This window comes from Shigella sonnei, from assembly GCF_002950395.1.
Lineage (GTDB): Bacteria > Pseudomonadota > Gammaproteobacteria > Enterobacterales > Enterobacteriaceae > ECMA0423.
Window position 1 is genome coordinate 97299 of record NZ_CP026802.1, and the last position, 20343, is coordinate 117641.

Here is a 20343-nt window from a genome sequence, read left to right on the forward strand (position 1 = left end):
ATACACTAAATCAGTAAGTTGGCAGCATCACCAGCAGCCTGAACCGTCTGGTCAGAATCTGACGAATTAGACAAAGTGGTGTCCACCAAATAAGTAGTGGGAACCAAAGTGTCAGATATGCAGAAAAATGTGACTCCCGGCAGGCGAAAAGGCTGCCCTAATTATCCTCCCGAATTTAAACAGCAGCTCGTTGCTGCCTCCTGTGAACCCGGGATATCCATCTCAAAACTTGCTCTTGAAAAAATGGCATTAACGCCAATCTGTTGTTCAAATGGCGACAACAATGGCGCGAGGGAAAGCTGCTATTACCTTCTTCAGAGAGCCCCCAGCTACTTCCTGTGACTCTCGATGCAGCTGCCGAACAGCCAGAATCGCTCGCAGAGGACCCGAAAACCCTCAGTATCAGCAGTGAGGTAACGTTCCGGCACGGGACGCTCCGCTTCAATGGCAATGTCAGCGAAAAGCTCCTGACTCTGCTGATACAGGAACTGAAGCGATGATCCCGTTACCTTCCGGGATCAAAATTTGGCTGGTTGCCGGTATCACCGATATGAGAAATGGCTTCAACGGCCTGGCTGCGAAAGTACAGACGGCGCTGAAAGACGATCCCATGTCCGGCCATGTTTTCATTTTCCGGGGCCGCAGCGGCAGTCAGGTTAAACTGCTGTGGTCCACCAGTGACGGACTGTGCCTCCTGACCAAACGGCTGGAGCGTGGGCGCTTCGCCTGGCCGTCAGCCCGTGATGGCAAAGTGTTCCTTACACAGGCGCAGCTGGCGATGCTGCTGGAAGGTATCGACTGGCGACAGCCTAAGCGGCTGCTGACCTCCCTGACCATGCTGTAAATCTCTTTATCCTGGTTGTCACAGAATAAGCCCGGTAAAATACGGGCTTATGAACGACATCTCTTCTGACGACATCTTCCTGCTGAAACAGCGCCTGGCCGAACAGGAAGCGCTGATCCACGCCCTGCAGGAAAAGCTTAGCAACCGGGAGTGCGTATTCCGCTCTATTCGATCACGGATTGGCATCGAAGTTCGATCAGCGATTCGCATCCATTCGATCAACCGGGAACTTAACTTTTTCTACCGCTTTTTAACTCGTTTTTTCGCTGCTTTCCACTGTAGGGGGATTTTTCCTCAGGGACTCTCCCTGAAGGACCACTCTGTGTGAGTTATGTACCAGTCTGTCCAGGATGGCATCTGCTGTTGTTGGGTTCTCCATCAGACCATGCCATTTATCTACCGGGAACTGGCTTACCACTATCGTGCTGCTTTGTCCGTAACGATCCTCTGTGATCTCCAGAAGGTCATTACACTGGGCGTTACTTAACTGTTCCAGCCCCAGATCGTCCAGGATTAGAACCTGTATTTTTTGCAACTGTTTCAGATATTTCAGCCAACTGCCATCAACACGTCCCTGAGCCAACTGTTCCAGTAATCGCCCGGTTCTACAGTACCGGACGCTGTATTTCTGTCGACATGCCTGTTCGCCCAGCGCATTGGCTATCCAGCTCTTACCGCATCCTGTCGGACCGGTTATCAGTAGGTTTTTCCTGTGGATTATGTAGTGGCCGTTCAGCAGTTCCCTCATCTGTTCAGCCCGCAGACCTCTTGAGGCCGGATAACGCAGCCCTTCCGGTGTTGCCTGATATTTCAGGCAGGCATTTTTTCTCAACCGTGCCACACGACTGTTTTCTCTGCTCAGAAGCTCGTCATCAACCAGCAGTGTCAGCCTTTCCTCGAACGACAGTTCGTCGTAAGTCTGAGGCGTTTCCCGTTGCCGTATCAGGCTCCCGGCCATCGCCGGGAGTTTCAGTTGGGTCAGTTTGTTTAACAGATTATCACTCATACGGTTGTTCCTTCTGTCAGTGGTAGTAGCCAGGACCACGCAGGTTTTCATGCTCTGAAGCATATGCCGGATGTTGTTCGCCCTGGCGGGATAACGGAAGCTCAACGTTATCCCGATGATGACGCAGCAGATTGTCGATAAAGCGTCTGTCCGGGGCGTTATAGTGCAGGGCAACGTAACAGGCCTTTTCCAGCCGTTCCGGGCCGTATTTTTTCTGAAGTGCCAGCAGACCCAGGACTGCACGGTAAGCCAGCTCCGGATGGGGTTTGGCTTTCAGCATGGATTCAACCACCCGGCCTGTGGACGGACCTGTACGGTTTCCCTGCTCGATAAGGCGTTCCGGTGTCCATGTCCCATGCCGCCGGTGGCGTTCTGGCATGTGAAGCGGATTGGTTGTGTGTTTATATTCATGTGTGCTGCGCGGATGTTGCGCCACACACTGCCCCTTGTGCCAGAGCTGTACCACCGACTGCCCCACCTTCAGTGACAGACGCTGACCGACCAGTTCGTGTGGAACGGAGTACCAGTGACGGGCATATTCAACGTGGTAGTCAGGGCCAACCTTCACGGCTTTGTATTCCGTGTATTCATAAGGCTCCAGAGGCAGCGGAGAGAGTGCTGGTGCATCCAGCATGCGGAAGCGTTCTGCGCGGGTTTGATTACCGTATCCCTTCATTGGTCGGTTATTCATGTCCGTCAGCAACTCCCGAAGGCGTGCATTCAGCGCCCTGAGCGTGTGGAAGGTTTCATTACGGATGCGGGCAAGAAGCCATAGCTCGACGATGAGGACGCCGTTTTCTGCTTTTGGTTTATCTTTAGGTTTGCGCGGGCGGGCCGGGATAATAACCGTGCCATAGTGCTCAGCCAGCGCCTGATAACTGTCGTTGATGACAGGCTCATAGCGATCGGCTTTTTTCACTGCGCTTCTGAGGTTATCGGGGATGAGCAGCTTCGGTACGCCGCCCAGGAAGGTCAGGCAACGGCTGTGGGCATTTAACCATGACATCATGTCCTGACCTTCGCACGCTTCAACATAGGTATAGTTGGACGCCCCCATTACAGCCACGAAGATTGCCACGCGGCGTATCTCTCCGGTGTCCGGATTAATAACAGGGACCGTAGGACCACAGAAGTCGATAAAGAGCTTTTCGCCAGCACGATGCTCCTGTCGCATGGAGAGGCGTCGCGTTTTTTTCCACTTCCGGTAGCAACGGCAGAAGTGTGAGTATCCCATCGCTTTGTCACCCGCCTGTGCCTTGTATTCCATCCACAACAGTTGGCGCGTCACGCCAGGTTTTCTCATTTCCGTATCGAAGTACAGCATGTCAGGCATAACAAGCTCTGACGCAGAGGTGTCTTTGGGCGGGAAAATGAGTTTCTCCAGCGTGTCATGGGATATATCCGCAGGTAATGGCCATGACAGAGAAGAGGCTTTGAAGCGGGCAAGAACCTCAAAAACGGTTGAGGCGCTGATGTGTAACGTCAGTCCGATACAACGGTTAGTCAGCTTCTTATCGAACTTGAGCTGAAGGATCTTAAAACAAGTTTCCATAGTGCTCCTGGATTTTCTCTTTTTGGACATTGACGTCTCCACTGGTTTAAACACGGCAATGGAGACTGTGGTGAAAAGAGTTAATTCCCGGAGTGACTGGCGAATTCCAATCAATGATCGGAAGTATGCCAAATCGTGATCGATTGTGATGCCAAACTGTGATCGGAGATGGATGCCAAATCATGATCGATTCGAATGCCAAACTGCGATCGATTCAGATGCCATTTTGCACGGGAGCGCGAAATAGACCATCTGCAGGCGCAGCTGGATAAACTCCGCCGGATGAACTTCGGCAGTCGTTCCGAAAAAGTCTCCCGCCGTATCGCACAAATGGAAGCCGATCTGAACCGGCTTCAGAAAGAGAGCGATACGCTGACTGGTAGGGTGTATGACCCGGCAGTACAGCGTCCGTTGCGTCAGACCCGCACCCGTAAGCCGTTCCCTGAATCACTACCCCGTGACGAAAAGCGACTGTTGCCTGCGGCGCCGTGCTGCCCGAACTGCGGCGGTTCACTGAGCTATCTGGGCGAGGATACCGCCGAACAGCTGGAGTTGATGCGTAGCGCCTTCCGGGTTATCCGGACGGTACGGGAAAAACATGCCTGTACTCAGTGCGATGCCATCGTGCAGGCACCTGCACCTTCGCGGCCCATCGAGCGGGGTATCGCCGGACCGGGGCTGCTGGCCCGCGTGCTGACCTCGAAGTATGCAGAGCACACCCCGCTGTATCGCCAGTCAGAAATATACGGCCGGCAAGGTGTGGAGCTGAGCCGTTCACTGCTGTCGGGCTGGGTGGATGCATGCTGCCGGCTGCTGTCTCCGATGGAAGAGGCGCTTCATGGCTATGTGCTGACTGACGGTAAGCTCCATGTTGATGACACGCCTGTCCCGGTGCTGTTGCCAGGCAATAAGAAAACGAAGACCGGGCGGTTGTGGGCGTATGTTCGTGACGACCGTAACGCCGGGTCAACGCTGGCGCCGGCGGTGTGGTTCGCTTACAGCCCGGACAGAAAAGGCATCCATCCGCAGACCCATCTTGCGGGGTTCAGTGGTGTACGGCAGGCGGATGCATACGCCGGGTTCAACGAGCTGTACCGGGATGGCCGGATAACGGAAGCCGCCTGTTGGGCTCACGCCCGCCGTAAAATCCACGATGTGCACGTTCGCACCCCGTCAGCCCTGACGGAGGAAGCGCTGAAACGGATCGGCGAACTGTACGCCATCGAGGCAGAGATAAGGGGAATGACGGCGGAACAGCGCCTTGCCGAACGTCAGTTGAAAACGAAACCGCTGCTGAAATCCCTGGAAAGCTGGCTGCGTGAAAAGATGAAAACCCTGTCGCGACACTCAGAACTGGCGAAAGCGTTCGCATACGCCCTGAACCAGTGGCCGGCGCTGACGTACTATGCAGATGATGGCTGGGCTGAGGCGGACAATAACATCGCTGAAAATGCGTTGCGGATGGTCAGTCTGGGCCGCAAAAACTACCTGTTCTTCGGTTCGGATCATGGAGGAGAGCGGGGAGCGCTGCTGTACAGCCTGATCGGGACGTGCAAACTGAACGGAGTGGAGCCAGAAAGCTACCTCCGCTATGTCCTTGACGTCATAGCCGACTGGCCGATAAACCGGGTCGGCGAACTGCTCCCCTGGCGCGTAGCACTGCCGACTGAATAACACATTCCCGTCAATACGGTTCTTGCTGCACGCTTACAAACAAAATGGGTTGGCTAAAGCTCTGAGAGAGATTGGCCGTATAGAACGAACACTGTTTATGCTGGACTGGTTTCGGGATCCGGCATTGCGGCGACGTGTCCAGGCCGGGCTGAACAAAGGAGAAGCCCGTAATGCTCTGGCCCGTGCTGTATTCATGCATCGATTGGGGGAGATTAGAGATCGGAAACCGGAAAATCAAAGTTATCGCGCCAGTGGATTGACTTTATTGACGGCGGCTATTTCCTTATGGAACACAGTTTACATGGAAAGAGCGGTTGATGCTCTGAAGCGTAAGGGCATGAAAATAAATGCTCAACTATTATCGCATTTATCACCATTAGGTTGGGAACATATCAATCTGACAGGCGATTATATCTGGAAAAACAGCCGGATACCGACTTCAGGTAAGTTTCGTCGTTTGAGATCAGTTAAGATCGACAAGGTCAAAAAACAACCTTAACGTACAATAATTTTCGATATCCAAACTGACCCCAAGTATAAAAAACAGCCTGTCACGGTATAAAAATCGACCATGCAGAAATTATGCTGGTTATTTTACCGCTGCTGGTCCCTCATTCAGTGACTGCCCCAGGGGTTTTCATGCTCTCCTTATAGTACAATAATTTCCATATCCAAACTCACCCCTACTTTGACTTTTATCATAGTCAAAACCTCTTAACGTGAGTTTTCGTTCCACTGAGCGTCAGCCCTCTAAAACTACTGAATAATCAGTTAGAAAACAAACAATCGGAAAAATCTGGGGTTCCGGCCTAGAACCCCATGAACAGGCATAGCTGTGATTTCATTTAATTATTGGCACAAATCAGTTGATCGTACAATGCTGTGCCTGTCTCGTTTTCTGGAGATTCCTCAGCCTCATGGAGCGGCGTAACAGGCGTACCGGCAGGACAGAGATGTTTGCTTTTCCTAGTCCGGCCAGTTTAGTGGAATAACGGAGTTTTTATCCCATGTTTTTTCCCCCCGATCACGACTTTTTCAAATCAATGCTCAGAATACGTTCTTTAGCTCCTTCCACAAACACATCAGGATCCCAATCGCGGTTAAAGCCTTCTTTGATGCCAATGTAAAGGGTATCCATATCGTCCGACAACACCATCTGGTTTGGGTAGACCGGCATGTTAAATTCACGGGTGATGCTGTATTTGGTGGCATCCACTACGCTGATGGTGCCGCTAGTGAAGTTGGTGACATACAGTTCGTTATATTTCGGATTGTATTTCACCGCGTTAGCTCCGGCTCCTGTGTGCACATAGCCAAGCTGTTTACCGTCGCGTAAGTCAAAAATATAGAGTCCATCTTTTGTACCGGAACGATCGTCATGGTCGAATACCACCACAAAGGCACGGTCAGAAGCGGAGTCCACCGCCAGATTCTGCACACTTGTGATTTGTGGTCTCGGATCTTTCAACGGGATGGTACGCAGCAGCGTCTGATTTTTCGCATCAATTTCGTTGATGTAATCTCTTCCGCCAACGTAGATTTTCTGTGTTTTTTCATCCATCGTCAGACCATACGCTGTACCTTTGTAAGCATCCTTAACCTCGCCTTTTAAGGCAAGCGTCGTCCCGTCGAGCATTAACAGCTTATGCAGAGGCTTCATGCCCTCGGCCGTTTTCAGCATATTGCTATAACTCACAAACAGGGTATCGGAATCCTGGCTGTAAACCATATGGCGAAAATGCTCAAAACGCGAATCTGCAGCGTTTGCCGCTTTAAAACTTAACCTGTCGCTGGTTCTTACCAGTTTGCCGGTTGGGGTGTCAAACATACTGATACGCAGGGACGCTGACTGGGTGTGTCCGATATAGAGCTGATGTTTATCCTGATTTATCGCCAGCGAAAATGCCCGGTATGGCATCGTGTATTTATTTTCGACTTTCAGCGAATCTGAATTAAACGAATACAGATAGCCTTTATTGGCTTCACGATTTACACGATCGGTGACTGCTGCAAACACCTTTTTACTGGCATTATCAAACGCCAGTTCATAGACGCCTTCATCAGGGGACTGAAGGTAATTCGTTTTCAGGGCAAATCGCGAAAGTTCGCGTTCAGGTGGATCGATAGCCATGGCCATCGTGGGTAAAAATAGTGAAATTAACAGGTATAGCGGTGCTTTGGATAAAGTGAAAATATTCATTTTTCGTTCCTGCAATAAAATTGACATAAGAGAGAAAACGTATTGTCTGAACCTAGCGGAAATTGTCATCAGAAACGAATGTCCCCGCCAAATATCCATGTTCTGCCACGCGCGGAATTGGCTGGGTGGGTCTCGTCACCAAGACCTGGCATCATGTTGAGCTTATTCAGCGCCTCCGAATAATCTCTGTTCATCAGGTTTTGTACCGAAAGTTTCAGTGTTAGGTTGCGGTTGTACTCGTAAGTACCATAGAGATCGATAATCGTTGGGATCTGCGGCAAATCCTGTTTGATTATTGCGCCGGTATGTTCGTCCTGCTCAAAATCAGGCGACAGGCGACGAGCCTTGCCTGTGTATTTTATGATAGTGCCCAGGGTCAACGCGTTATCGAAGAAGCGAACACCAGTATCCAGCGTCATGTATTTTCTGGGCAGTTCGGTCATATCCCCTGCGCCAAAGTAGGTGCTGGCGATGGAGGTTGGCTGGTCTGTTTGCTGCTGGCTGAAAGAGAGTCGGCCAAAAGCAAAACCTGCATCATAATCCATCTCCAGTTCGAAGCCCTTTGCGATAACGTCGCTTGCCGAGTTAACGTAGATGTACATATTGTCGCTGTATTCATCGCTAATGCCCTCCCAGTCATTGCCAATCACCTCAGGCATACTGCATTTACGACCTCCAGAACAAACCAGATAAGACTCGCTGTAGATGTAGTTCTGGATCCTGCTGCGGTACGCCAGAGCCTTAAAGCGCAGGGCATCCTGTTCGACCAGTAAATCTCTGGTATCAATGTTAAAACCCGCCTGCCAGGTTTCTGCACGTTCAGGCTTCAGGAATGGGTTCATGGATGCGCCTCCTGAATTAGAGAAGAACATCTCCTGGATGTTCGGGGCGCGCATGGATTTGCTGTAGCCAATGAACGGCTGAAGCCATGGTGTTACCTGAGCAGAAAGCTGAACTGAAGGGTTGAAGCCACCCTCTTTATCGTCAATATCGTAGCTACCCTGTGGCACGCAGATAACGCGTGAATCGCAGGCGGGCTTGTACCCTGTGATCCTGTTACGTGTGTAGTTGAGATTGAAATCTGCCTCCCAGATGCCGCGCGTAACCTTCAGCCCGGTATACAGCGCTGAAATATCCTGCTGGCCGGAGGGTGCGAACGGATTGTTCTCGATCGATTCCTGATTCGCTTTCGGGTCGCCCGCCGCTGAGTGAATGGTCCGGTCATAGCGGGTACGCATCAGTTTGCTGCCCAGCATAAACTCCAGGTCATTGTCCGCGACAGTGAACCGGCTGGTATTGTTGATATCCAGCGCGTCAGAACGATTTTGCGCTGAGGTTTTGTAGAAAGTATACAGCGAGCCATCACGATACTTTTGATTACCGCGACTGGTACTGGCCGTTACGTTAAAGTCAATTAATTCAGAAAAAGGGGTGTAATGATATTTAATGTAATAGTCGTCACTGGTTATATCACGACGTGTAAATTTATTTTCATAGGTTCGAGCGGAAAGTTCGAAGCTGTTAAATTCGTCTGGTCTGATATCCATTTTATACAGTTGGGATTTGGGGTTCTGCTTCATATATTTATCATAACCAAACTCTTTGCTGTTAATTCCAGAACCATTTGAGAAATTAGAGTACACAGAACTGCCGCTCACAGCAGCCATAACGCCAATGCTTCCCGTATCCGTAAAAGCGTCGCTTTTTCCACCAAGGGCGATCATTCCGCTGCGTCCCAGCCCATTACTACCGACAGAGAAACGTGAACGAAGGCCATATGTATTACCGTTAAATATTACATCGTCAACGCCAATAGTACGCATATTTGCACTACCGGCAAGGGCGTTGATCCCTTCAGAGCCACTGCTGTCACCGCGTGTAACATCAACTGCTACCAGTAAGTTAGGATCTATAAGTACGCCAGCCATATTGTTAGTTGAACCATGCGTCGTTGTTCCGGAGGTAGAGGTTCCGTAAAAACTCTGGGTAATACCATCGACCATAGTGTTTACACGACCAAATCCGCTCATGCCTCGAATATTCACACTGATTGCTCCCTGACCAGGATCTATTTGAGTATAAGTACCAGGCATACTACGCACTGTTGCGTCAAGTGATTGCAGGTTTTTGTCCGTTGTCCGGGAACTGGTCGCGCCTGTTTTCTCGAGAGCTTCCTGCTCACTGGTCGTCTTCCCGACAGAAACGCTGAGCGGACTGAATTCTGCCGCTCCTTTTTTGTCGGAATTAGTTTTTTCACTGATGGATTGTGAGTAAGCACCGCAGCTGAGCAATAATATGCCTGAGCCGATAGCCAGTTTTATAACGTTCATAAATTTCCTTGGGTATAATATTAATAAAGATAAGTATAACTATTTGTTTATTAATTATGTTCTACTGTCTTTTTGATTTTTTCGACAGTGGAAAAGTTTGATAAAATGTTCAGCATAAAAATGAAAATTAAATTTCAGTTAAATGAACTTGAACGGCCAATTATCCCTTTACTCCTTCAACTTAAAGGTAATCGGCATTTTTACTTTAAATAATCCTCCCTCCAATATTTCAGGCGGTGGTTTGGGAAGTGGTTGAGCGCGTTCTAAAACAGCAATAGCTTCGCGGTCAAGAGAAAGGGTTCCTGAAGAGATTTCCAAGAAACTACTGACAATAGTGCCTTCCGTGTTTACGGTAAAAGTCACGACGGCTGTGCCGGTTCGTGCACGTTTTCTGGCATCGCCAGGGTAACGTTTATAACGGTTTAGGTGGCCTTTTACTCTGCTTTCCCAAGATGCCTCAGAATTATCTCGCTTTGTTGAGTCACTGTTAAAAGGCGCAGCAATACGGGACGATTCGACCAGAGCCTGAGGTGCAGCATTACTGGAAACGGCTGTGGGGTTGCTGTCGCTGGTTTGAGCCTTTATCTTACGAGGTGGACGTGTCTTTTTCTTTTCTCCATCGGATGACTTTTTCTTCCTAGTTATTTCAATGGTTGCATCACTGTCTTCAGTGACAGGACGTTGTTGTCTGTCCTCAGTTTGTTGCTTTTCTTCTGTCACTGCGGACTCCTGTTGAGCGATTCCCACCGGAAGCGAAAGTGGAGAAGAAGGAGCCTCTATAATTTCTGCCCATTGCAGCATGATCGCCGGTGCAGGAGACATAGCGGGCTGAACTTCGGAAAAACGCCAGATAAACGCAAGGAAAATCAGTCCATGAAGCAGTAGAGAACAGATAAACCAGCTGCTCCATTTTACCGACTGTGAGAAGTGGAGAATATTCATCATCCATGGTTTACCTTTTTGTTGTATCTGGCGCTACAAACCACACGTAGTCAGCATGATCTACTGTGATGTTCATTCCTTTTTCTGCAAGCATCAACACCACTGGATGGGTGCCGGTGGCAAGATCTTCCATGTGTAACGGTACGCCCATGCTTTTTGACGCGTGATAACCACCTGCAATCAACAACGACGGTACCGGGGCACTCAGAAGCTGGCGGGCCATGTAGCGATCCCGCTGCTGCTGAATAGAGAGCATTGACGTCAGTTGCTGGCTTTCAAGGTTGCCTTCATGCATAGATATGATGGTTTCACGCAGAGCTTCTTGTACCACAGGTGCAGTGGATTTTTTTCCTTTAGGAAATTCGTTTTTTTTGTACAGTGCCAACATCTGCTCCCGGCCAATGTTGGCATTGAGCAGCGGGTAAGGCCCACGTAATAGCTGCATGACGATGTCGCCATACATCTCCCAGGACCACCCTTTTTGCCAGTTAAGTAGTTCCTGAACACGGCTATCTCGAACCACAGGATTATCTTTCAGCCAACATTTAACTTGGTTAACTCGGGGCTGTTGCTCTGACGTCAACATCTCAAGCAACACACTCCCCTGTGGTCGCTGGATGAGCAAATTTTGAATAAGCCAAAGCTCAATCTGATGATGCTCGGCATTATCGTGTTTTTCACCAATAATAAGATGTCGAGCGGTAGCAAGATCCGCCAAAAGCTCGCTGCTAGAAATAATTTTGCCACTGTGCAAATCGTAAATCTGCCCGTCAGTCAGGAAAGCTTTCTGCCCTGGCGCATCCTGCTTTATGGTGACATTCTGTCTGCAGGCTCCCAGACTAACACTAGCTAACGTTATCATAGAAATAAGGATGAACTTTCTCATATTCCCATCTGAAACAATATGTTTCCATATATTTATTGACAAAACATTAATTATGATAAAACATCAAAGAATGAATGTAAATGATTATCATTACCAACAAAAAGAATGCACTAGCGAGTGATGTTTACCAGCCGATATTATGGGGTCCGCTTGGAAAACGGATCTATGGTCACTCCCGTTTTTGCAACACCGATTTTGACGATAAGTGGGCTTGCTTGAATCTATCCGGAGTCTGAATGGGATTTCATTCCCGCGCCCCGATGAGTTCCGCGCCTGATGTACATGTCGAAGAAAACGGCCGGCGGGGGGAATACGGCGCGCTACCTGGGTCGTTATCGGGGGGTGAGGGCCAATGGAACGAAAACGTACGTTAATGTGTGCGTATCAGCCACATACTGTGCGAAAGTTTCCGGCGTGAAGTTCCTGTGCGTGTATTTCGCAATGCTCTTGCCAATAGCCCGACATTCAGGCGGTGAAAGCGGAACGGGAAGCGATGCGTTGTACATTTCGACACGCTGAATCACGGCATCAAGCCACTGTGAGAATTCGGGCCAGCCCTGACGAATCGCCCTGTAAGCCCATTTGCGCGTCATTTCGAACAGGTGGCAGTTTCGCCCCATCCCGTAATGTTTATCGATGCTACGGCGCGCTGAGGCGCTCAAATCGAGATAATCAGCCAGTTCATCGAGGGTATAGGCTTCCTCTCGCCACTCCATCACCTGCCATTCCAGGTGGAACGGATTTTTACAAATCAGTCCGCTGTAGTTCACATCAGCACAAAGTTTCTCACACAGCGAACGTTCAATCGCAGCGGCGTATTTCAGCGCCTTAACCGAGCTGTCCGGCGCGGTTCTCACGGCGATATTGAGCGCGTAGAGCAGGTGAGCATGACCGTTCACAGGATTTTTTACGGTGATGTTCGGCGCGGGAGCGTTCCGGTCGCTCCAGTCAATCGCTGCCCCCTCGCGATCAACGTCAAAAACCAGCCAGAACTGCGCATGAGGCTGGTTCTGCCGGATCTGGACATGATTTCAGGGGCGTTTGTTTTTCAGTCGCTTACACTACACCCAACGGCAAATCCTGTCGAACCTTCCCGAAAACCCGATCCATTTACCATAACTCCCGTTGTACGTGCCCTCTCAGACGCTCTCTGACGCAAAAAACTCAAAAAGACAAGAAAAAACAGGGTAAACATAAAAAATGCGTCAGAATCGTTTTTAGCGCGTTGCATAACTATGCACGAAAGCGACCCGCGATCGGTTTTGTGTGTTCTGAATACCGAACGGGTCAAAATGACACGTTTTCTCTCCCTCAATGGAGCGTTCTATACAGAGATTTTTGTTCCCCTATCCATTATTCTGATTACCGGGTTTCCAAGCTGAAAACAGGACTTTTCTGCGACCAGTTTTTGCGAATATAGTCACATAAACCACCGATTGAGTGACAGTTACTGAAACAACTATTTCGACACAAAATCTCGTCTATTCAACATCATGCAAATTTGTCAGTGACTGAATTTAGTGACAGAACCCTCTGGAATTCTGCCGTGTAACCACTTATATGCAGACCTGCCCCGTTGCTCTGGGCTTTCAGGCTGCGATGAGTGATGAGCGATGATTTCCATACAGATGATATATCGACTGGAATTGATTGCCTGCAATTAGATTTAGTTTTATTGTGTGGATCGTTTTAGTTAGTGGGGATGAATTTCCGATAAATTAACCAATGGAAAGGAGATGATATGAATAAAAAGATAACTGGATTATTAATAATTAGTCTGGCGTCAATTTTCTTAATTGATTGCACCCAGTGCCATTAACATCTATCTACACAAAAATAGAGGAAAACAATTTTGATATATCAAATAATTACAAGCAGCTCCATTCTTTTTATTGTTTGGGGGATTACATCTATAATAATTAGAACAAAGAATTATTTTTCTAAGAAGAAAACAGACCTTAATATAAGCTTTTTTATAGCTTCCCTATTTCTATAACAATCCTTTTATTTTGCCGAGGTATATTATAAATATAACATAATACATCTATATGGGGTGTACATATCCCCACATAAAAACACATACTCTCATTAACACGGGAAGAAACTATGTTTTCCAATTCTCACTACATGTACATAATCGTTCTTGTACTATGGTTTAGTATTCTCAAGTACTTACAGAGAAAGAATAGCATATTACATCCTTTATTTTCACTAATCCTGACACCACTAACCATTTTAATCATTAGACTTATGATAGATTTAACATACAACCAATAAATTATAAACAAAATAAAAATAGGGAACATTATATGCTTTATAAAATTTTCACATTAAACACAAAGATAAAAACAACTATCATTACAATATGTGCATTATCATATAATCTTACAGCGCAAGCTTCCCCGTCATACAGACCTCGTGATCGAGTTAATAAGACTATGATAGAACTACAAACTAACGGAGTAGAACGGCAACTTTTAGATAATTCTTGTGGCATAAGTTCTGGGGTATTTAAATAAAATATAAGACAGGCTGTCTATCTTACAGACAGCCTTTTTATAATAACAGAAAGAATATATATCATACTTAACGGAAGAGATAATATGAAAACAGTACCCGTATAAACAGCAAGCAATCCCATTTTTCCAGGTGTATCAGCAAAAAAACCGCTGTTCTAGAAATCAGGCCGGGTAAATTTCAGAGCTGTATCTTCAATATACCATTTTGCAACCGGATACAAAACCATTCCGCAGAGAGAAATACACCAGAACAGTAATCTGTATTTAAAATCATAATCCCATGACATATACAGCATATATCCTCCCGTCACCCATCCCCACCACATATTATTAAAATAATATTTTCTGTTCATCTGCCAGTTTTCCTTTCTTTTGCACTTTTGTCAGTGTACTGATGCATGACAACATAACCACAGCATGATAATAATAATCAATAACAATAAGCTGTGTCACGTTTACATCATGGAACGGAGGTGCTCCTGTGACTTTTGAGCAGAAAAAAGCCCGGGCCATTGCCCTGATGGACAGCAAAAAGATGTGGCGGAGCAATTATGCCCCTCCTCTTCTGCGTATTCTCTGGCGGCTGGGTATCCGGCTTCCGCCATTACCCTTTATGCCGTTCTGGCAGGTCACGGTGCTGACGGGGGGCTTATGGGGCATTTCCTGGGGATGTGCAATGTGGTTTATCTACTGGGGGCCGTCAGGAATGGTGGCAGGTGAGGCCATTATTATAAGTATCACGGGGGGTTTTTTGTCCGGACTGCTCATGGCCTCTTTCCACTGGTGGCGCAGGAAAGTTAACCGACTGCCACCATGGGATGATGTGTAAACCGTGCACAGGCGTGTTCTTACGGAGCGGCACTTTCATTTATCTGTACGCGAACCTCCATTCCTGCATCGTGACAGGCCTGCAGCCACTGCGCCACTTCCAGCGGATCGCCCTCCCGGCGTACCACCCAGCCTTCTTTATTCCATAACTGCAGACAGGTGCTGCCGTCGAGACGCACCACAAAATCCCCACGGCAGGCCTGATACGTTATGCCGTTCAGCTCCACCGCCAGATCAGTGGCAGAAGTGCCGCCTGCGGGCAGACCTGCTGCCGGGACCAGCGGCAGTACGACGACTTCTGCCGCACGCTGTTCTGCCCGGATGCGGTCCTGTTCTGCCAGCAGCAGAGGCTGTGCCACGGCCCGGCCGGCGTCCGTCAGCTCCACTGCCAGCTGCAGGTTCGGAGCGCGCAGGGTACGCAGCCAGCCGGCATCCTCCAGACGACGGCAGGAGGCGCGCAGGTTTGGCCCGTAGACCGGGGCTTCCCCGCTTTGCTCCAGCACCCGTTCTATGTCCCGCGTCAGCACGGGTCCTGGCCGTTTTTCATCAAGGGCAGCCAGCACAATCAGCACTCTCCGCTGCAGTGGCGACGGTCGGCGGCTCTGAGTCATTTCCAGTCATCCTCCGGCCAGATGAGCTTTCTGAGGCGCTGATGGTCGGCGTCAATGATCTCCTGTCTCTTTATGGCATTCATTGAGGTATAGCCATTTATGGCCAGTTCATGCCAGAAGATCAGCACGGCTCCGGCTTTGGCTGACTCGCAGAGATAAGTTACGCCGTGGCTGTCCAGATTGCATTCCCGGATGCGTTTTTCCGCAAACCGGGTCAGTTGTTCATAGCTGAGTGAAAACGTCATTTCCTGATCCATCCTGCACGTTCCATCTGATAATGTTCTGACAGGTAAAAATCATTGAACCGCCCCGGGAATCCTGGAGACTAAACTTCCTGAGAAAGAGGTAAACAGGATGACTAAAAATACTCGTTTTTCCCCCGAAGTCCGTCAACGGGCAGTCCGTATGGTTCTGGAAAGTCAGGGCGAATATGACTCACAATGGGCGACAATTTGTTCCATTGCTCCAAAGATTGGCTGTACGCCGGAGACTCTGCGTGTCCGGGTTCGCCAGCATGAGCGGGATACCGGGGGCGGTGATGGAGGGCTCACCACCGCTGAACGTCAGCGTCTGAAAGAGCTGGAGCGTGAAAATCGTGAACTGCGCCGCAGTAACGATATCCTTCGCCAGGCTTCCGCTTATTTTGCGAAGGCGGAGTTTGACCGCCTCTGGAAAAAATGATGCCACTGCTGGATAAGCTGCGTGAGCAGTACGGGGTCGGACCGCTATGCAGCGAACTGCATATTGCCCCGTCAACGTATTACCACTGTCAGCAACAGCGACATCATCCGGATAAACGCAGTGCCCGTGCGCAGCGCGATGACTGGCTGAAGAAAGAGATACAGCGCGTATACGATGAAAATCACAAGGTATACGGTGTAAAGTCTGGCGTCAGTTGTTACGGGAAGGTATCAGAGTGGCCAGATGCACTGTGGCACGTCTCATGGCGGTTATGGGACTTGCCGGTGTTCTCCGGGGTAAAAAGGTCCGTACGACCATCAGCCGGAAAGCCGTTGCCGCAGGCGACCGCGTAAACCGTCAGTTCGTGGCAGAACGACCTGACCAGCTGTGGGTGGCTGATTTTACTTACGTCAGCACATGGCAGGGCTTCGTCTATGTGGCGTTCATCATTGATGTGTTTGCCGGATACATCGTGGGGTGGCGGGTCTCATCGTCCATGGAAACGACATTCGTGCTGGATGCACTGGAGCAGGCGTTATGGGCCCGTCGACCGTCCGGCACGGTCCATCACAGTGATAAAGGTTCTCAGTATGTATCGCTGGCCTACACACAGCGGCTTAAGGAAGCCGGATTACTGGCATCAACAGGAAGTACAGGCGACTCGTATGACAACGCGATGGCGGAGAGCATCAATGGTCTTTACAAAGCGGAGGTAATACACCGTAAGAGCTGGAAAAACCGTGCAGAAGTGGAACTGGCCACACTCACGTGGGTGGACTGGTATAACAATCGACGATTGCTGGAAAGGCTGGGCCATACTCCTCCGGCAGAAGCAGAAAAAGCTTATTATGCTTCCATCGGAAACGATGATCTGGCAGCCTGAGTTCACAGATAAAACACTCTCCAGGAAACCCGGGGCGGTTCAACCTTCACGATAAAAAACTTTTCATTAAAGGTAAAGCGGATCAATATCCGGCACTTCATTCTCTGATATCTCCGACCCGCATTAATCTGAAAGAAATAGAAATTCACTGGCGTGAAGTGCTACGTCTGGCGACCTCAATAAAACAGGGAACAGTGACAGCATCCCTGATGCTGAGAAAACTTGCCAGTTACCCCAAACAAAAGTAAGGCAGTATGACTTTCCGTGAGACAGATGCTGGCCAACGTGGGATATTTAACGCGGGTTAACATCGTTGTCAGAGCCGCATGGGTGAGCTGTTGTTACACCCCGGTATTTCCACCACGGAGGCCAGCATGAACAACAATAACACATTGTACGTCGGGTTAGATGTTCACAAAGAATCGATTACTGTCGCTTATGCTATCAATTCAGAACCTGTTGAACTGATGGGTAAAATTGGCACATCACCTACTGATATTCAGAATCTTTGTAAACGTCTCAGGTCAAAGTCATCGCAGGTCAGTATCGTTTATGAAGCGGGGCCCTGTGGTTATGGACTTTATCGTCGGCTGGTGAAATCCGGTTTTGACTGCATGGTCTGCGCCCCCTCACTTATCCCGAAAAAACCGGGGGAGCGGGTTAAAACCGATCGCCGTGATGCCATCAGACTTGTGCGTTCACTGCGTGCAGGAGATCTTTCTGCTGTCTACGTACCCGGCATTGAAGATGAGGCATTCCGGGATTTGGCCCGGGCATGGGCATCTGCCCGCGATGATTTACGGCATGCAAGGCAACGTCTGAAATCGTTTCTTCTGGTTCATGGGGTCCATTATGTCGGGCGAGCAGATTGGGGCCCTGCACACCGACGCTGGCTCAGCAAATACTCATTCGAAAGTCCCTGGCGACAATTAGCTTTTGACGAACACCGTCGTACAATAGAAGATCGGCAGGCACAATGTGAACGGCTGGAATCCGCCCTGAAGGAGGCCGTTACCGAATGGAGGCTGTATCCGGTAGTAGAGGCGCTGCAAGCCATGCGAGGGATTCAGTTTATTACTGCGGTTGGATTAATTTCTGAACTGGGTGATCTGACCCGTTTTGAACATCCACGACAACTGATGTCATGGTTTGGTATCACGCCATCAGAATATTCATCGGGTGGAAGCAGACATCAGGGCAGCATTACCAAAGCCGGAAACAGCTATGCCAGAAAGCTATTGGTCGAGGCAGCGTGGAGTTACCGTCATCCGGCACGCATCAGTCCGGCAATACAAAAAAGGCAGGAAAATTTACCCCGCCCCGTCATTGACAGAGCATGGGATGCTCAACTCAGGCTTTGTAAGAGGTATCGAAAACTTCAGGCCAAAGGAAAGAATGTCAATATTACAATTGTTGCTGTTGCACGTGAGCTGGCGGGTTTTATCTGGGATATGGGCCGAATAGCAATGTCTGTCGCACAACAACCACAATGTCACAAATAAAAAATGAGAATAACCAGTTCCCTGAAGGCGACGTAGCCCGGTACAAGAGTAACCCACGTTAGCGCTTGGCGACGGCGGAACAAAGCTGATTCGCGACGTAAGAAAGTGGCAGGCTCATATGACGGACCTCTGTAATGCGGTATCCAACCCGCGAATATCAGCGTGATTCACCGTCGGATTTACTGCTACGTCGCCCTCAGGGAATTAAACCTAAAAAGAAAATCGTCAAAATTAGAGATTCCGGTTTGACACGGAAAGTCATATCAGCCGAACCGTCTGGTCAGAATCTGACGAATTAGACAAAGTGGTGTCCACCAAATAAGTAGTGGGAACCAAAGTGTCAGATATGCAGAAAAATGTGACTCCCGGCAGGCGAAAAGGCTGCCCTAATTATCCTCCCGAATTTAAACAGCAGCTCGTTGCTGCCTCCTGTGAACCCGGGATATCCATCTCAAAACTTGCTCTTGAAAATGGCATTAACGCCAATCTGTTGTTCAAATGGCGACAACAATGGCGCGAGGGAAAGCTGCTTGAGGTAGCCTGAGTTTAACGGACACTCCTTCCTGAAATAGAATGGCATCAGAAGGAGCTAATAATGAGCAGAAAAACCCAACGTTACTCTAAAGAGTTCAAAGCCGAAGCTGTCAGAACGGTTCTTGAAAATCAACTTTCGATCAGTGAAGGCGCTTCCCGATTATCTCTTCCTGAAGGCACTTTAGGACAATGGGTTACCGCCGCCAGAAAAGGGCTCGGTACTCCTGGTTCCCGCACGGTGGCTGAACTGGAATCTGAAATTCTGCAACTGCGTAAGGCGTTAAATGAAGCTCGCCTTGAGCGAGATATATTAAAAAAAGCAACAGCGTATTTTGCACAGGAGTCGCTGAAAAATACGCGTTAATCGAACAATGGCGACAACAATTTCCCATTGAAGCGATGTGTCAGGTATTTGGTGTATCCAGGAGCGGTTATTACAACTGGGTACAGCATGAACCCTCAGACAGAAAACAAAGTGATGAGCGGCTAAAACTGGAGATTAAGGTGGCACATATCCGCACTCGCGAAACATATGGAACCCGGCGGCTCCAGACGGAGCTGGCAGAGAATGGCATCATCGTTGGTCGTGACCGACTGGCACGTCTTCGTAAGGAGCTAAGGCTACGCTGTAAGCAGAAACGCAAGTTCAGAGCGACTACGAACTCGAACCACAATCTGCCAGTTGCGCCAAATCTGCTGAACCAGACGTTCGCTCCTACAGCACCAAATCAGGTCTGGGTGGCGGACCTGACGTATGTTGCCACACAGGAGGGATGGTTGTACCTCGCTGGCATCAAAGATGTTTATACGTGCGAAATTGTCGGCTACGCCATGGGAGAGCGCATGACAAAAGAGCTGACAGGTAAAGCCCTGTTTATGGCGCTCAGGAGCCAGCGCCCACCTGCCGGGCTAATCCACCACTCTGATCGAGGTTCACAGTACTGCGCATACGATTACCGGGTCATACAGGAGCAGTCTGGTCTGAAAACATCAATGTCGCGTAAAGGTAACTGTTACGACAACGCTCCGATGGAAAGCTTCTGGGGAACGCTGAAAAATGAGAGCCTGAGCCACTATCGTTTTAATAACCGGGATGAAGCCATCTCAGTAATACGGGAATACATTGAGATTTTCTACAATCGTCAGCGTCGTCACTCTCGTCTGGGGAATATCTCCCCGGCAGCCTTCAGGGAAAAATATCATCAGATGGCTGCTTAAAAAAAGAACAAATGGTAGTGTCCGCTATTGCCAGTACACCTCAGCTATTACCTTCTTCAGAGAGCCCCCAGCTACTTCCTGTGACTCTCGATGCAGCTGCCGAACAGCCAGAATCGCTCGCAGAGGACCCGAA

General features: G+C 49.1%; 13 protein-coding genes, 6 pseudogenes and 1 other annotated feature. Of the genes and pseudogenes, 10 read left to right on the top strand and 9 right to left on the bottom strand.

Annotation, left to right across the window (positions count from 1 at the left end):
• Positions 1–496 precede the first annotated feature (496 nt).
• Together tnpB and C1P89_RS25710 are read left to right on the top strand one after the other, a co-directional pair.
• Complete coding sequence (tnpB, locus tag C1P89_RS00690) at positions 497–844, top strand: IS66 family insertion sequence element accessory protein TnpB (RefSeq protein WP_000612543.1); 348 nt, start codon at positions 497–499, stop codon at positions 842–844.
• Between the two features lie 49 nt (positions 845–893).
• A pseudogene (locus tag C1P89_RS25710) lies at positions 894–995 on the top strand (hypothetical protein); the annotation flags it as partial.
• 99 nt (positions 996–1094) lie between these two features.
• Here the strand turns inward: C1P89_RS25710 and istB are convergent.
• A complete protein-coding gene (istB, locus tag C1P89_RS00700; RefSeq protein WP_001282649.1) occupies positions 1095–1850 on the bottom strand; it encodes an IS21-like element ISSso4 family helper ATPase IstB in 756 nt (251 codons plus the stop codon).
• Between the two features lie 16 nt (positions 1851–1866).
• A complete protein-coding gene (gene istA / locus C1P89_RS00705) occupies positions 1867–3402 on the bottom strand; it encodes an IS21-like element ISSso4 family transposase (protein WP_000447019.1) in 1536 nt (511 codons plus the stop codon).
• Positions 3403–3633: 231 nt separating this feature from the next.
• On the opposite strand from istA, the pseudogene tnpC reads away from it, so the two are divergent.
• Together tnpC and C1P89_RS00715 are read left to right on the top strand one after the other, a co-directional pair.
• Positions 3634–5076 (top strand): annotated as a pseudogene (gene tnpC, locus C1P89_RS00710) (IS66 family transposase); the annotation flags it as partial.
• Between the two features lie 37 nt (positions 5077–5113).
• Positions 5114–5575 (top strand): annotated as a pseudogene (locus tag C1P89_RS00715) (Tn3 family transposase); the annotation flags it as partial.
• 525 nt (positions 5576–6100) lie between these two features.
• On the opposite strand, the gene senB reads toward C1P89_RS00715, so the two are convergent.
• The 5 genes and pseudogenes from senB to C1P89_RS00745 all read right to left on the bottom strand — a co-directional run.
• The gene (senB, locus tag C1P89_RS00720) at positions 6101–7276 is read right to left on the bottom strand and encodes an enterotoxin production-related protein TieB (RefSeq protein WP_001020413.1); all 1176 of its coding nucleotides are present in this window, start codon (positions 7274–7276) and stop codon (positions 6101–6103) included.
• A 68-nt stretch (positions 7277–7344) separates the two neighbouring features.
• Complete coding sequence (locus C1P89_RS00730; protein WP_001100764.1) at positions 7345–9606, bottom strand: TonB-dependent receptor domain-containing protein; 2262 nt, start codon at positions 9604–9606, stop codon at positions 7345–7347.
• Positions 9607–9774: 168 nt separating this feature from the next.
• Complete coding sequence (locus tag C1P89_RS00735) at positions 9775–10551, bottom strand: energy transducer TonB family protein (protein WP_000981092.1); 777 nt, start codon at positions 10549–10551, stop codon at positions 9775–9777.
• A 7-nt stretch (positions 10552–10558) separates the two neighbouring features.
• A complete protein-coding gene (locus C1P89_RS00740) occupies positions 10559–11434 on the bottom strand; it encodes a ChaN family lipoprotein (protein WP_001224624.1) in 876 nt (291 codons plus the stop codon).
• Positions 11435–11766: 332 nt separating this feature from the next.
• Positions 11767–12453: pseudogene (locus C1P89_RS00745) on the bottom strand (replication initiation protein); the annotation flags it as partial.
• A gap of 1981 nt (positions 12454–14434) precedes the next feature.
• Here C1P89_RS00745 and C1P89_RS00765 point away from each other — a divergent pair.
• Complete coding sequence (locus C1P89_RS00765; RefSeq protein WP_000142452.1) at positions 14435–14782, top strand: DUF6404 family protein; 348 nt, start codon at positions 14435–14437, stop codon at positions 14780–14782.
• Positions 14783–14801: 19 nt separating this feature from the next.
• Here the strand turns inward: C1P89_RS00765 and C1P89_RS00770 are convergent, their stop codons facing one another.
• Complete coding sequence (locus C1P89_RS00770) at positions 14802–15392, bottom strand: hypothetical protein (RefSeq protein WP_000194540.1); 591 nt, start codon at positions 15390–15392, stop codon at positions 14802–14804.
• Entirely contained in the window at positions 15389–15649 is a 261-nt protein-coding gene (locus tag C1P89_RS00775; protein ID WP_000371882.1) for a hypothetical protein, read from the bottom strand. The genes C1P89_RS00770 and C1P89_RS00775 overlap by 4 nt, the downstream gene beginning before the upstream one ends.
• Positions 15650–15746: 97 nt before the next feature.
• On the opposite strand from C1P89_RS00775, the pseudogene C1P89_RS00780 reads away from it, so the two are divergent.
• The 5 genes and pseudogenes from C1P89_RS00780 (at position 15747) to C1P89_RS00800 (ending at position 20210) form a co-directional block, all read left to right on the top strand.
• Positions 15747–16956, top strand: a pseudogene (locus C1P89_RS00780) (IS3-like element IS629 family transposase).
• Positions 16028–16144 (top strand) — a sequence feature (AL1L pseudoknot). It overlaps the preceding pseudogene by 117 nt.
• A 44-nt stretch (positions 16957–17000) precedes the next feature.
• A pseudogene (locus tag C1P89_RS00785) lies at positions 17001–17198 on the top strand (Tn3 family transposase); the annotation flags it as partial.
• Between the two features lie 132 nt (positions 17199–17330).
• On the top strand, positions 17331–18458 hold the full coding sequence (locus C1P89_RS00790; RefSeq protein WP_001063816.1) for an IS110-like element ISSso6 family transposase: 1128 nt from the start codon (positions 17331–17333) through the stop codon (positions 18456–18458).
• Between the two features lie 346 nt (positions 18459–18804).
• The gene (locus tag C1P89_RS00795; RefSeq protein ID WP_001171526.1) at positions 18805–19002 is read left to right on the top strand and encodes a transposase; all 198 of its coding nucleotides are present in this window, start codon (positions 18805–18807) and stop codon (positions 19000–19002) included.
• A 51-nt stretch (positions 19003–19053) separates the two neighbouring features.
• Positions 19054–20210 (top strand): IS3-like element IS600 family transposase gene (locus C1P89_RS00800; RefSeq protein WP_087879964.1). Its coding sequence is split into 2 segments (ribosomal slippage): positions 19054–19303 and positions 19303–20210, totalling 1158 coding nucleotides; the frame shifts between segments, so codons are not numbered across the junction.
• The last annotated feature ends 133 nt before the right edge of the window (positions 20211–20343 follow it).